At 33.2% G+C, this 13,360-nt stretch carries 9 protein-coding genes; 3 read left to right on the top strand and 6 right to left on the bottom strand.

The window, feature by feature from the left end:
- Positions 1–88: 88 nt before the first annotated feature.
- The 6 genes from UH7x_RS06100 to UH7x_RS06075 all read right to left on the bottom strand — a co-directional run bounded on the left by UH7x_RS06100 (position 89) and on the right by UH7x_RS06075 (position 9,302).
- A complete protein-coding gene (locus UH7x_RS06100; RefSeq protein WP_482362832.1) occupies positions 89–1,714 on the bottom strand; it encodes a leucine-rich repeat domain-containing protein in 1,626 nt (541 codons plus the stop codon).
- Between the two features lie 84 nt (positions 1,715–1,798).
- The gene (locus UH7x_RS06095; protein ID WP_482362831.1) at positions 1,799–3,088 is read right to left on the bottom strand and encodes a Kelch repeat-containing protein; all 1,290 of its coding nucleotides are present in this window, start codon (positions 3,086–3,088) and stop codon (positions 1,799–1,801) included.
- Between the two features lie 44 nt (positions 3,089–3,132).
- Positions 3,133–3,624: a nuclear transport factor 2 family protein gene (locus UH7x_RS06090; RefSeq protein ID WP_482362830.1), complete on the bottom strand. Its 492-nt coding sequence runs from the start codon at positions 3,622–3,624 to the stop codon at positions 3,133–3,135.
- A 178-nt stretch (positions 3,625–3,802) separates the two neighbouring features.
- Positions 3,803–4,078, bottom strand: coding sequence for a hypothetical protein (locus tag UH7x_RS06085; protein ID WP_482362829.1), 276 nt, complete (start codon positions 4,076–4,078; stop codon positions 3,803–3,805).
- Between the two features lie 129 nt (positions 4,079–4,207).
- Entirely contained in the window at positions 4,208–7,078 is a 2,871-nt protein-coding gene (locus UH7x_RS06080; RefSeq protein ID WP_482362828.1) for an ATP-binding protein, read from the bottom strand.
- A gap of 247 nt (positions 7,079–7,325) precedes the next feature.
- Positions 7,326–9,302, bottom strand: coding sequence for a helix-turn-helix domain-containing protein (locus tag UH7x_RS06075; RefSeq protein WP_482362827.1), 1,977 nt, complete (start codon positions 9,300–9,302; stop codon positions 7,326–7,328).
- 163 nt (positions 9,303–9,465) lie between these two features.
- Here UH7x_RS06075 and UH7x_RS06070 point away from each other — a divergent pair, with 163 nt between their 5' ends.
- The 3 genes from UH7x_RS06070 (at position 9,466) to UH7x_RS06060 (ending at position 13,355) form a co-directional block, all read left to right on the top strand.
- The gene (locus tag UH7x_RS06070) at positions 9,466–10,551 is read left to right on the top strand and encodes an adenylate/guanylate cyclase domain-containing protein (protein WP_482362826.1); all 1,086 of its coding nucleotides are present in this window, start codon (positions 9,466–9,468) and stop codon (positions 10,549–10,551) included.
- A gap of 116 nt (positions 10,552–10,667) precedes the next feature.
- A complete protein-coding gene (locus tag UH7x_RS06065) occupies positions 10,668–12,467 on the top strand; it encodes a helix-turn-helix domain-containing protein (RefSeq protein WP_482362825.1) in 1,800 nt (599 codons plus the stop codon).
- A gap of 165 nt (positions 12,468–12,632) precedes the next feature.
- Positions 12,633–13,355, top strand: a complete 723-nt coding sequence (locus UH7x_RS06060; protein WP_482362824.1) for a porin family protein — start codon at positions 12,633–12,635, stop codon at positions 13,353–13,355.
- Positions 13,356–13,360: the final 5 nt, after the last annotated feature.

Below are 13,360 nucleotides of genomic sequence, written 5' to 3'. Positions count from 1 at the left end.
TGGACGTTTATAGTGCAATTTCAAATTAGTTATTAAAAATAGCTGTCACTATTTGTTCAATTTATAGCAGTCTTTGTGCCAGGGGCATTTAGTCACACTCTTCCCCAGGGTCAGTTAGTATTGTGAGTATACCACCATTTGATGTTTGCTGATTACAAACTTCTTGCGGTATACTGGTAATAGGGTTGTTGGTTATGCTTAATAATGCAAAATTTGGTAATTGGCTTAATTCTGAAGGCACTGAACTTAGTTGATTACTCGCAGCAGTAATAACAACTAAAGAATTTATAGAGCCAAGTGCTGTTGGTAAACTTTCTAAATTATTATTATTTACATTAAAGCTTTCTAAGCTTGATAAAGATGAAATATTTGTTTGAATTCTAGTTAGGTTTTTATTATTCATAGTAATAGTTTTAGGATTACCATTGTCATGAAATGAAACTCCTGGATAGTTATCTACTCCCCAACCTAATGTATTATTGGGATTGGCGCTATAAAGACTGATAAGGGCATCTTTTTGCGAATTAGGACGTTGTAAAGCTCCTGTAGTAACTTTAGCTGCAGAAAGATTAGAGATGGAAAGAGGGAAGGTAGGTGTATTATTGTTTACCACAGTAATAAATTCAAGGTTTGAAATAAAGCCTATCTCCGGCGGCAATGAAGTAAGTTTGTTATCTTTTAGTATTAGGTTTTTTAAACGTATTAATCTTCCTATTTCCTTCGGTATGGAAACTACTTCGGTTTTAAATAACTCAAAATCGGTTAAATTGATCAGTTCTCCTATTTCATTAGGTAAGGTTAACATATTCTCATTGACAATACGTAAGACTTTTAAACTAATTAATTGCCCTATTTCTGGAGGTAAATTAGTGATGTTATTTGCATCAAAAGATAAGTTCGTAATTCTACCTTCTGGATCAGTTCCCACACCTGTCAAAGTCCCTAAATTAATAGTGTTTTGTATATCCCACCCAAGATTATTACTGGGATTGGCATCTAATATGTATTGTAGGATTTGCCGCTGGGTTGAAAGAGTGGTTATGGATACTGTATAGACAGTTGTACTACTATCTTCGGCAGTAATTTCATATTCAAGAGACGTTGTAAAGTTTTGTGCAGTCGTAAGATTAACTGATGCTAAATTTGAAAGTTGCACTTCTGGCAATAGCCCAGAGAGATCCGTACCAGTCGGCATGGCTGCGGTTATGGTCTTATTTTCTTCATCTATTATAGCCACCACATTAACTTCAATTGGGTTACTGGTAAGTAAGAATACAAAGCTTGTAATCTGTTTTGAACTACTCTTACTTGTTACAGTTACCGCATAATTTTGAGTTGTACCATCTTCTGCAGTAACTGTATACGTTACTTTATCTGTAAAATCTTGTGCACCTGTAAGATCTAAAATAGCCTTGGGAGAGGTTTTTATAATTGGAGTTAGGGCAATTAAAGGAATGTCACTCGGTAGGTTTGCACTAATTGTTTTTGCATTTACATCTATAGAGGCAATCACATCTGCAGCTAACACTGTATTTTCAGAAGCCAAAAATTTAAATTCGGTAATCTGTTTTTCACTGCTCAGTTTTACCTCTTCTTTCGGAACTTCCACCGAGTCGTCTTTTTTACTACAACTGGTTATACCAATCGTAATACATAATAACATAATAATAATCACCTTTATGTTTACTTTAAAAACAGTTTGTATGGTTTTCATGACTTTTGTTTAAAACGGTTATTAATTTTAGCTTGCTCGTAAACAATATTTGTATTGTTTAGTAAAGGGCTGTGGTAGACATATTTAATCCATAGACCATACATCATTCAAATAAGAGTCGCCAAGAATGCCACCTCTACCGCCAATAATCCAAATTTTATTATCAAATATGACAGAGGTATGGCCTCTTCTTTCAGTAAAAGGAGCTTCTGCAGTGACTTTACTCCAAGTTTCTCCATCTGTACTTTGCCAAATTCTATTCGTACTAAGCCTACTATCTCGGCCACTTATAAGCCACATTTTATTATCAAATACTACAGTAGTGTGACTTTCAATGCCTTCCATAGCTGCTTCTTTAATTACCTCTGTCCAATTACTACCATCAGCACTTTGCCATACATCATTTAAAACACCTCCTCGGCCTCCTCCTATAATCCATATTTTATTGTCATAGACCATGGTAGTATGTCTATACCTTTCTGAGAAAGGTGCTAATACTTCGACCGGAGTCCAAGTTTCCCCATCTGTACTGTGCCATATATTATTTGATGCTTTTGCAGGTGCTTCGAGACTACCGATAACCCATAATTTATCTTTGAAAACTACAGCGGAATGGAGGCCGCTAGAGGGAAATGGTGAAACTCCAGTTATTTTAGTCCAGTTTTCGCCATCGACGCTTTGCCAGATATCTCTTAAAAAGTCTACACCATTATAACCGCCGATGATCCAAATTTTACCATCAAAAACTACAGATATATGTCCACTTCTTTTATGGAAAGGTGCATCGTCTGTAACTTGAGTCCATGTTTCGCCATCGATACTTTGCCAGACATCATTTAAATGAGAGAAACCATCGTAGCCACCAATAACCCACATTTTATTATCAAAAACGACCGAGGTATGATCTGTTCGTGCTGAGAAATTTGCATTTGCAGTAATTGCGGATTCGGAGATTTGTAAATCTCTAGTTGTAAAACTGAAAACTGCACTAGAAGTCGTATTCCCTTCTGAATCATTTGCCTCTACTTTCCAGAACAAGTTTTGGTTTAAAGGCAACCTTTCTTCTAGGGCGAAACTGGTTTCAGTTATAGCGCTTGCAATACTAGTAGTTGGATTACTATTGCTATCTGCAAAAACTTTATACGTTACTGGGTCTCCATCAGGATCCACTGCGGCATTCCAACTAAATGTTGGCTTAACGGTTACTTGAGTCGCAGCATCGGTAACAGCGATTAACGAAAAAGCTTCTGGTGCTTGATTAGGTATTTCCGTTTCCTGAATAATTATTTCATTATCATTACTACTACAATTAAATAATGTTAAAGCTAATGCTATACTCGATAAAAGCACGAAATTATTTTTCTTGGACTTCATAATTGTTATTTTGCAAATTTCAATTAACTATGGGGTATAAACAGCTATTGCATTTTTAATGGTGAATGATGCTCTGCAACTATTTTCCAACCTTCAACAGTTTTAAGAAATAGCAGACTGATTTGATCATTTACCACCACTAAATCCTCTCCAAATTTGAATTCAAAATCGGAATGAAAGGTTACATTGGCAACATCACCATAGACCGCAATCTGTAAATTGTTTGAATCGAACTTAACAACTTCGGTTACTGCGCTAAATGTTTTTCGTTCGTATATTTCATTCTCTTTACTACCATTGCGTAGTTCTCCATTTTTAAACTCTGTGAACTTTGGACCGTAGGCATGCATAGAAATCAGTTTGTCGATATTACCATCTTTAATGCTTTGAATAATTTCTTCATAAGTTTCCATTATTTCCTGTTGTGCTTCAGGGAATTTGTCGTTAAGCACATCTACTTTTGAAGATTGGCCGATGCAACTTGTAATGCTTAATAGCAAAAAGGTTAATACTGTAAATTTTACATTTGTTTTCATAATAAAAATTTTATGGGTTAAAAAGTTCTTTTTTTATGTAGAACTAATGAGAGTCAAAGATGAAAAGAAAGTATTCACAGTATATAACAAGCATGTTTCAGTCTTGTTAAGCTTTAGTTCAGCTCTTTAAATTATGGTGCATAACCTTTAAATAATGTTGAAGTGAATAATTAACACCCTACATAGCATAGGTAACAATACCAGTAGTAATGGTTTCTAATTCATATTCAAATACTTGAACATTTGCATAACCACCTTCACCGTCAGTGCCATCTGAACCAAACATTACATCTAATCCATCGACCCTATTTGTACCTTGGATACCAGCAGGACCAATAGGACCTATTTCACATCTTTGGAACAGGAAGTAAATATTAATGGTAAAAGAATAAATGCGCAGGCAAAAAGTTTCATTATAGTTTTCATAATATTTGTTTTTAGTATTATGATACAATGATATTGCACTTATAGAAAAAAGGTTTTCACCATTTTTTCAATCAGTTGTGCTATTTAGGAATTGGTAGGGAAATGGTAGTACTATTATTGCATAAAGTGCAATAACCTTATTGTAATTAACTGAAAATTAGTCACTTGATTCCTCGCTTGGTGGATAGCCAAATTCATCTCTAAATGCTCTGCTAAACCAAGATGGATTACTAAAACCAACAGCATAAGCTATTTCTGAAACAGATTGAGAAGAAGTTTGGAGTAGTTCTTTGGCTTTTTCTAAGCGAACTGATCGGATGAAAATTGCAGTAGATTTATCGGTAATGGTTTTTAATTTACGATATATCTGAGATTCACTTAAATGCAATTCTTTTGCTAATTGTGTTGCGCCAAAATTTGCATCGTCTAAATGAGCATGTACGCTTTCAATAATTTGTTTTAAAAATTTTGTTTGTGGATGCTCTAACTCTTCACCAAGCAAAGAAGAGAATCCACTTTTCTCTAATTTGTTCATGAGCTTTTTGCGCACTAAAATCAATTGGTCTAGTCGGGTAAAAAGTTCTTCCTTGTTAAATGGTTTTGCTAAATAGGCATCTGCCCCTATCGATAAGCCTTTTAATTTGTCTTCGAAAGTGGCTTTAGCTGTTAATATTATAATTGGAATATGGTCTGTACGTTCATCATTTTTTAGGGTTTTACAAACTTCAAATCCATCTTTGCCAGGCATCATAACGTCACAAATAATAATATCTGGAATTTTTTCGAATGCTATTTCAATGCCCTCAATCCCATTAACTGCATGAATCGTTTCATAAGTATTCTCTAAGCAAGTTTTTAAATAATGAGCAACATCCATATTGTCCTCAATGATTAGTACCAAAGGTAATTCAGTAAATATTTCTTTATTTTTAAATACTTCTTTCGGCCTTGTTTTAATTATTGGAAAGGTCGAATCTAACGAATGTGGAACTTGCGATGTTGTTGGGGCAGTATTAGTAATAGGTATTCTAACACTAAACTCGGTTCCTTTTCCAAGTGTACTTTTAGCTTTTATGGTACCATTCATTAATTCAACGAGCTCTTTTGTAAGTGCTAAACCAATGCCTGTGCCTTCATTTTTTCTTACAGTTGAGGCGTCTGTTTGATAAAAACGATTAAATATGTTTGGTAGTTCGTCACTTGCGATACCAATACCGCTATCCTTAATTTTTAGGGATAAATAGGATTTGTCTTTCACTTCTACCTTGTTGATATGAACAATAATTTTACCCTGTTCGTTTGTAAATTTTATGGCATTTGAAAGCAAGTTAGACACAATGGAGGTTAGTTTATTGCCATCAAAATCCATTAGCAAAGATTCAGTTTCACTATAAATAGTAAGGTTTATATCATTTTCCTGAGCAAAAGAACTGAAACTTTCACCTAAATACTTAAGAAACGGAATTACATTAGATTGTACCAATTGTAATTCCATATTTCCACTTTCTATCTTAGATAAATCTAGCATCTCATTTACCAAGTGCAGTAGATTATTACTATTGCGTTCAATCATTTCCAATGAATTTTGAACGCCTTCGGGTTTTTTGTTTTGTAAATCAGATTTAATAGTATCTGTCATGCCTTTAATAACCGTAAGCGGTGTTCTAAATTCATGGGTAATATTTGTGAATAAAGCATTTTTTAATTCGTTTATTTCACTAAGTCTTTTTCTTTTAGAGGCTTCAATTTTTCGGTAAATAAAAAAGTAGGCGGTAGCTAAAAGAAGAACGAGAAGCCCAAAAGTTAAAAACACGTTTCGTTCTCTATTTTTTTTACGCAAACCTTCTTCATAGTTTCTACTTAACAACGCTTTCTCTTGTGCTTTTGCAATACTGTCTGTAGTTAACTGATTGTTGAAAACGATACTCTGTATTTCGGATTTTGATTTAATTTCATCCTCGTTGTCTATTATTAATTGGTATTCTTCATAGTATGCAAGGGCTGTTTTATGTCTATTTAGTTTTTTATTGACTTCATAAAGACTTTTTAAAATATCTGATTCAAGTACCCAATCATTTACTCTATAAACTTTCTCACATGCTTCACATTCTCTTAATGCTTTAGTATAATTGCCTAATCCATAATTTATTTGACATTTCCATAGGTTAATATTCAAAGAAAAACTTTTGGTATACTTTGAGGTAGTAAATTGGCTTGTTACTGATTCATATTCCTTTACGTGTTTCTGAGCTGTAATAAATCGCCTATTCTTAATTAATATGTCAATAAGATTTGACGTGCCAAGAGAAGCATATTCGTGACTACCTATTTCTTTCGCTAGCGCAATAGCTTCCGTATAGTATTTTATTGCTTTTACAACATCCCCTAGCTCATTATTTATATAACCCAAATTACCTTTTGCACCTGCAATACTGTGTTTAATATTATATTGAGTACTTGATTCTAAATGCTTTAAATAATATTTTTCCGCTTCTTTAAAATCTCCTAATTGAGCAAAAATTGTACCTATATACCCAGAACTCCATCCTATGTTTTTATTGTCTCCTATTTTTCTGCTAAACTCACCAGATTTGAATAGTGTTGTAAATGCTTTTGTATAATCTTTATAATCGATGTACAAACCACCTAACTTGAAAAGTTTCTCAGAATACAGAAAACTATCTTGTTTAGAAAGTGCTAGCTCTAAGCCTTTTGTATAATATGATGTGGCTTTATCATTTTCTTTTTTTTCAAAATATACCTTACCTATTGAAGTTAGCGCTTCAATTTCGCAATTGAGGTTCTTTTTACTTTGAGCAAGTTCTAACATTTGATAGCCTAGAGTAAGCGCACTATCTGTTTTGGTATATAAGTAGTGAAAAGCTATTAAATCACTCATCGCATTAAACCGCGTCGAATCTTGCAGTGTTATGTTATTCCAGATTTGAAATAGAGAATCCTTTTCTTTTTGCGCAAAAGTAGTGCTGAGAAAAAATAGTGAGATTAAAAATGTTAGAACAAACTTCATTCTTCAAATAAATTATTACAAGGCTAGAATGAAATATTCTTAGGAAGATTTTTCCGCAGAATGAAAATAAATTATGGCTTATGATAATCTAAATTATAAGTTATGGCCAAGGGGGGAAAGGATTAAAATAAGTAAAAAATTATGTGGTATGCAACTTATAATGTGTCTTTGGTTTCAATGGATGCAATATTAACCAATATACAACTGCTTAATATATCTATGCTATTTTCAATCTCAATCTTATCGTTCAATTTTTTAATGGCGTTTTTATTGGTATACCAATGCTAGGGAAACCAATTTTATCATACAATTTTTTATACCTAGGATCATTCCTTAAAGATGCCAGTAGAGGTTCTTCTCGTAGCCAAGTCATTTCTACTTCATGACGGTCGTAAGATTTTTGTAACCATTCAAAAGTCTTTTCATCTTCTTTACTATGAGCGTAGTACAGTGCGATAAACCATGCAGGACTGCCTGATGAACCTTTTTTGTATTCGTTTTGCAATTCGCTTAAATGCTTATTTGCCTCTGCAGTATTTCCATCTAATTGAGCATAGACAGCGTTAAACCACATTAGTATTGGTGGATAATCGGGAAAGCGAGTTACAATTTTTTTTAGTTGAACCTTAGATTTTTCATATTCACCCAAATAGAAATATAGTTTTGTTGATTCTCGTAAATAAAACCAGTTATCATTATACAATGGGTCCGATTGAATTAATGTTTTTAAAGCCTCATCATTAGAGCCTAAATAAAACATAGCCTCCGCTTTAAAAAAAGGATAAAATACGTTTGATGGGTCATTTATTCTATAATACTCGATTGTACTTAAGACTTCCTCAGGCCTTCCAGTTTTTATAGGGTAATCAAGAGAAATAACTGATGGTTTAGCAAGAGTGGAATTGTCCGATATTTTTTGATAAAATGTCTCTACAAGTTCAAAATTCCAATCATAAAAAAATCGCCCTGTATTAAGCTCTTCTTCAACGCGAAAGTTGTTCGGCTCTATTTTAAGGGCTTGTTCCAATAATGTTTTCGCATTCCCCCAAGCAATTTGCTCCTCATAAAAACCCCAAACAGAACCTCCCATATGCCAAACGTTAGCCATATCTACATAGGCTTCAACAAAATTCGAATCTGCTGCAATAGCATTTTCGTAAAGGTTAATAGCATTGGAATATGATAGTTCGTTTCCCTTATTTCTTTGAAATTCTCCCTGAAGATAATACGAATAGGCATCTTTACTTTGAGTTGGGGTTTTTTTAATATCAGCCAATTCATCTTGTGCAATAACCGCATTCATATTGGCGGCAATACCTTCTACTACCTCAGTTTGTAGTTGAAAAATCTCATCACTTTTCCATTCTTTGGTATATTCTTCAGACCATAGATGAACATTAGAACTACCATGAATTAATTGAAGATTAATCTTAATTTGATTACCTGACATTTGAAGATTTCCCTGTAAAATGTTAGCTACGCCTAGCTCTTTGGTGATTTCTTTCAGACTTTTTTCGGATTTTTTATAAGATTGTATCGAGGTAAACGGAATTACCTTTTTAATTGCTTTAATTTTTGTGAGTCTAGATATGATAGCGTCCGTCATTCCATCAGAAATATATTCCAAATCTGGGTTTCCAGTTAAGTTTTTTAATGGTAGTACCGCAATAGATTTTTCTTCAAAAGTCTCTACAACTTTAGTTGGCACACTTTCTTTCATTGAATTTGTGTAATAAAGAAGAATTACTGATACTATTAAGATTGAGGCTAGTGCTGTCCAGATTAATTTTTGCGTGCTCTTTTTTTTTGTTTTGGTATTTTTAGTTCCAACGGATGAAGATTCCATTGTATGGTCTATGGATGGATTATCCAGATTTTCCATTATTCTAGATTTTGCCTCCCCTGGGGTATACCCATAAAAATTATGAAAACAAGTGTTGAAATAGGTAGGACTACTAAACCCAACACGATATGCAGTTTCAGAGGCTGTAATATCTTCGGTAGTTAAAATTTCTAAACTCCTTTTTAAACGATATTCTCTAATAAATTGACTTGTAGAAATACCAATGGCCTTATGTAATTTTCGATGTAAACTAGACCGGCTCATTCCAACAGCTTGTGCTAGACTATCAACCCCAAATTGGTCGTTGGTTAAATTGGACTCAATTTCTTTCGAAAGTTTATCGACCAATCTTTTTTTCGATAAATTACTTTGAACCCCCATAGGTAGACTTCGCCTTTTATTCGTTGCGTAATAATTAATTAGAGGGAGTTACAAGTTAAACAAAATTGCTTTATATAAATTGTTTAGTTTTTAGTATTTAATTTTTAAAATCAAACTTCTTAACTTTATTTTCTTCCCCATTAAAAAGACGGAAACCAATTTTATGAATCCAAAAACCAAAAGAAATATATCACGCATCTTACCTTTCGGGGTTATATGGTTGGTCGTAGGCTGGTTTGTTTTGTTTACTCAAGAAGCTGCGACAGGTAATGTAAATGTGAATCCTAATGCCGTAATTTCATTGACTTTTGAGGTTTTTATCTTCGCAAGTGTAGCTTTAGTTATTGTGGGTTTTATAGTTGGTGCGATTGAAATGTTCTGGTTGCGAAATCTTCTCAAAAAGAAAAGTTTCTTTCAGAATATTGTCTATAAAATGTTCTTCTATATGCTCTTTTTTTTGCTATTAATTTTCCTTTTATATCCGATTGCAGCCAGTATCGAGTTAGATGTATCTCCATTTGACATAGAAGTACGACGAAAATTTTATAACTTTTTAGTCAGCTTAGATTTTGCAAGTACAATTGTAAGTTTAATATTCAGTTTATTTCTGTCACTTTTCTATTCTGAAATAAGTGAGAATCTTGGTCATGGAGTTCTCATGAATTTTTTTATTGGTAAATACCATAAACCTACCGTAGAGAAGCGCGTTTTTATGTTTTTAGATATGAAATCTTCAACCAAAATTGCCGAAGAATTAGGGCATATTAAGTACTTCGAATTATTAAAGGAATATTACTCCGATTTTTCAGATGCAATTGTTCAGCATTATGGAGAAGTGTATCAATACATAGGAGATGAAATTGTTATATCGTGGGAGTATAAAAATGGCATAGCAAACGACAATTGTATTGAATGCTTTTTTGCTATGAAAGAAAGTCTTGCGAATAAAAAGGAGTGGTATCAACGTACTTTTGGTGTACGACCAACCTTTAAGGCTGGTTTACATTATGGAGAAGTAACTACTGGAGAAATTGGCGCCTTAAAAAAAGAAATAATTTTTACAGGGGATGTTCTCAATACTACAGCCCGAATACAAGGGTTGTGTAACGAATACAACGTAGACCTTCTTTTATCGGGCGATTTAAAAGAACAATTACAACTCAAATCCAATTTTAAAACTAGAAGTATTGGAAATAAGGTATTAAGAGGAAAAGAAAAAGACATTGATTTATTTACGATTTCAAATTAATTGTAATTCTCTTAAAACTTTTTTGTTCGATTTAAGACATTCATTCAGTTTTTTTAGAAGTTGATTTTTTTGAGTAAGTTTATTCTCCCCCAAGTAGTTAATCGTTATTTGGATCAATGTTACCTTCTTTTAATTCCAAGTCTATTGCTGTACTTCCATTTCTGAATATCGGAAAAGAAGAAAACGAGTACTTCTCTGATGGTATTACTGAAGAAATTATAAATGCCCTCACTAAAATTGATGGCCTAAAAGTAACTGCTAGAACATCCTCTTTTTTTTATAAAAATAAGCCGTTAGATGCACGGCATATAGGCAACGAATTGGGTGTGGAAACTCTTTTGGAGGGTAGTGCTCGTATTATTAAAGAAAGAGTGCGCATAACAGCACAATTAATTAGAACTGATAATGGATTTCATATTTGGTCGGAAAATTTTGATAGAAATCTATCGGATATTTTTGATCTTCAAGATGAAATAAGTTTGTTAATAGCTGATAAAATTCGAGAGAATTTTGGCCATTTCGAAATACAAGATTCGTTGGTCTCTAATCCAAATATTTCTACTACAGCTTATAATGATTTTCTAAAGGCAAATTCGTTTATAGGCCGGTTCAATATAGGTGATATTCAAAAAGGGATTGCTTTACATGAAAAGGTTATCGTGCAGTCACCAAATTTTGCATTGGCTTACGTTCATATTCATTATGCTTATAATAGCATGGCTGCAGGTGGTTTAATGCCTGTAAAAGAAGCTTTTGATCTGGGAGGTAAATATCTTGAAAAAGCGCTAGAATTAAATGTGGACCTGCCAGAAGTTCATCACTCGTTAGGTTGGAATGACTTGAATAGAAAGTGGGATTTTAAAAGTGCAGTTAAGCATTTAAAAAAAGCATTAGAGTTAAAACCAAATTACTCTGATGCACATCAAAAGTTATTTATAACCTTAATACTTGAAGGAGATTTAAAAAATGCGGATTATCACATTAGAGAATCGTTACGATTAGATCCGTTGAGTGATTTAAATAACTATTTTATGGCTTATAATAGTTATGTGAATCAGGATCATGAAAAGGCAAAACGTTATTTTAAAAAATGCTTTGAACTTAATAATAAATTTATTGTTGGTTATGGTATTTATGCTTTGGCACTTTTAAATCAAAACAATCCAAATTTAATTTTGGATGTAGCTGATAGTATTCCAAAAATGGACGGTGCGGATACCGAACAATTAATAATGCGAACATTGGCATTGGCCGCAAATGGAACTACTGCAGAAATGGAAATTAGTTTAGACAATTTAACCAAGCTATTAGATTCGGATAGTCGGGAGAGAGTACGTTTCTTTTTGATTTATGTTTATACTATTATAAATAGATATGATTTGGCATTAGATCATATTGAGGAAGGTATTAAACGCAAAGAACCATTAATGACCTTGCTAAAGGTTGATCCTTTATTAAAACCTTTATATAAGCATGACCGTTTTCAAAAAGCTATTAATAAAATTTTTGCCTTATCAAATGTTGAGAGCGATATAGAACCTAGCAGAACGAATTCCAATTTACTTAATGATACAGATGCGGACCATTTTTTGAACCTATTAAAAAATTATATTGGTACAGAGAAAACCTATCTAAAACCAGCAATTACACTTCGCGTTATGGCAGCTGAAATTGGTTTACATCCTAATAAATTATCGTGGTTGCTGAACGATAAAATCGGACAAAATTTTAATGACTTTATTAATTCTTATCGCCTAACATATTTTAAAGAAATAGCGATTGATCCAAATAACAGAAATATTACACTTTTAGGTCTTGCCTACGATAGTGGTTTTAATTCTAAGACTGTTTTTAATACTTTTTTTAAAAGAGAAACAGGAATGACACCTAAACAATGGGTGCGGGCCAACAGCTAAGTAATTTAGAGTTATATACTGCTTTGTTTTAATATTTTTCATTCTACACCACTTGCCAAATAGTTCTAAATCTCATTTAAGAAGTTCCGATACGTAAGTACGGGCGTTTGGCCCTTCGTTCATTTTCATCTTTGCCCCATCATTAATCTTAAAACAATCAAAAAGATGAAAAAACAAATTATAGTACTTATAACCGTGGTATTGTTTGCTATTAACACGCACAGCCAAGAAACTTATTTAGATGTGGTAATAAATTACACACCAACCTCTATGAATTTTGGCAGTAATAATGATGCTTTAAAAGATTTTAAAAGAGGGTATTGGGGGCTACAAGCCGGAGCTTCTTTTCAGTTGGGAATATCAGATTATTTTTCTCTTGTACCGGAGCTATATTTTGTAATGAAAGGAACAAAATTAGAAAACAATAACCCCTTAACAGGACAAGAAACCAGAATTCGCTTTAATACTTTAGATCTGCCTATTCTTACTAGAGCACATTGGAAAAAATTCTATATAAACGCTGGACCAGTGGTTAGTTATAATTTACATGGTAGAATTAAAACAGAAGCAAATGAAACTTTGCCAGGAACTAAAACAAGAATGAAATTCGGTGCGGGTGCAGATGATTATAGTCGTTGGGATGCAGGAGCACAATTTGGTATGGGTTATGAATTTCAATGGAAGAATGCTAGACTATTATTTGATATGAGATACCATTATGGTTTGGTTGATATGGGAAATGGAACCGATATGTATAATCGATATTTCAACATGAATTTATTGCTCGCCAAAAAATGGAGAACAAATCCGTTGTCGCGAGCAAAGAAAAAAGATTTGGCCCTATGGGGTGAACTCAACACCGAACCATTAGCTGAGTTTAATAAGTAAAATAG

It is taken from the genome of Aurantibacter sp. UH7 (assembly GCF_056839165.1).
The sequence above is the reverse complement of the archived record's forward strand: the minus strand, read 5'-3'. Positions and strand labels throughout refer to the sequence as shown.

What these genes read in the sequence shown, in the direction of transcription:
- UH7x_RS06100 (WP_482362832.1), bottom strand. Translation starts at nt 1,714, where the DNA reads ATGAAAACCATACAAACTGTTTTTAAAGTAAACATAAAGGTGATTATT.
- UH7x_RS06095 (WP_482362831.1), bottom strand. Translation starts at nt 3,088, where the DNA reads ATGAAGTCCAAGAAAAATAATTTCGTGCTTTTATCGAGTATAGCATTA.
- UH7x_RS06090 (WP_482362830.1), bottom strand. Translation starts at nt 3,624, where the DNA reads ATGAAAACAAATGTAAAATTTACAGTATTAACCTTTTTGCTATTAAGC.
- UH7x_RS06080 (WP_482362828.1), bottom strand. Translation starts at nt 7,078, where the DNA reads ATGAAGTTTGTTCTAACATTTTTAATCTCACTATTTTTTCTCAGCACT.
- UH7x_RS06075 (WP_482362827.1), bottom strand. Translation starts at nt 9,302, where the DNA reads ATGGGGGTTCAAAGTAATTTATCGAAAAAAAGATTGGTCGATAAACTT.
- UH7x_RS06070 (WP_482362826.1), top strand. Translation starts at nt 9,466, where the DNA reads ATGAATCCAAAAACCAAAAGAAATATATCACGCATCTTACCTTTCGGG.
- UH7x_RS06065 (WP_482362825.1), top strand. Translation starts at nt 10,668, where the DNA reads ATGTTACCTTCTTTTAATTCCAAGTCTATTGCTGTACTTCCATTTCTG.
- UH7x_RS06060 (WP_482362824.1), top strand. Translation starts at nt 12,633, where the DNA reads ATGAAAAAACAAATTATAGTACTTATAACCGTGGTATTGTTTGCTATT.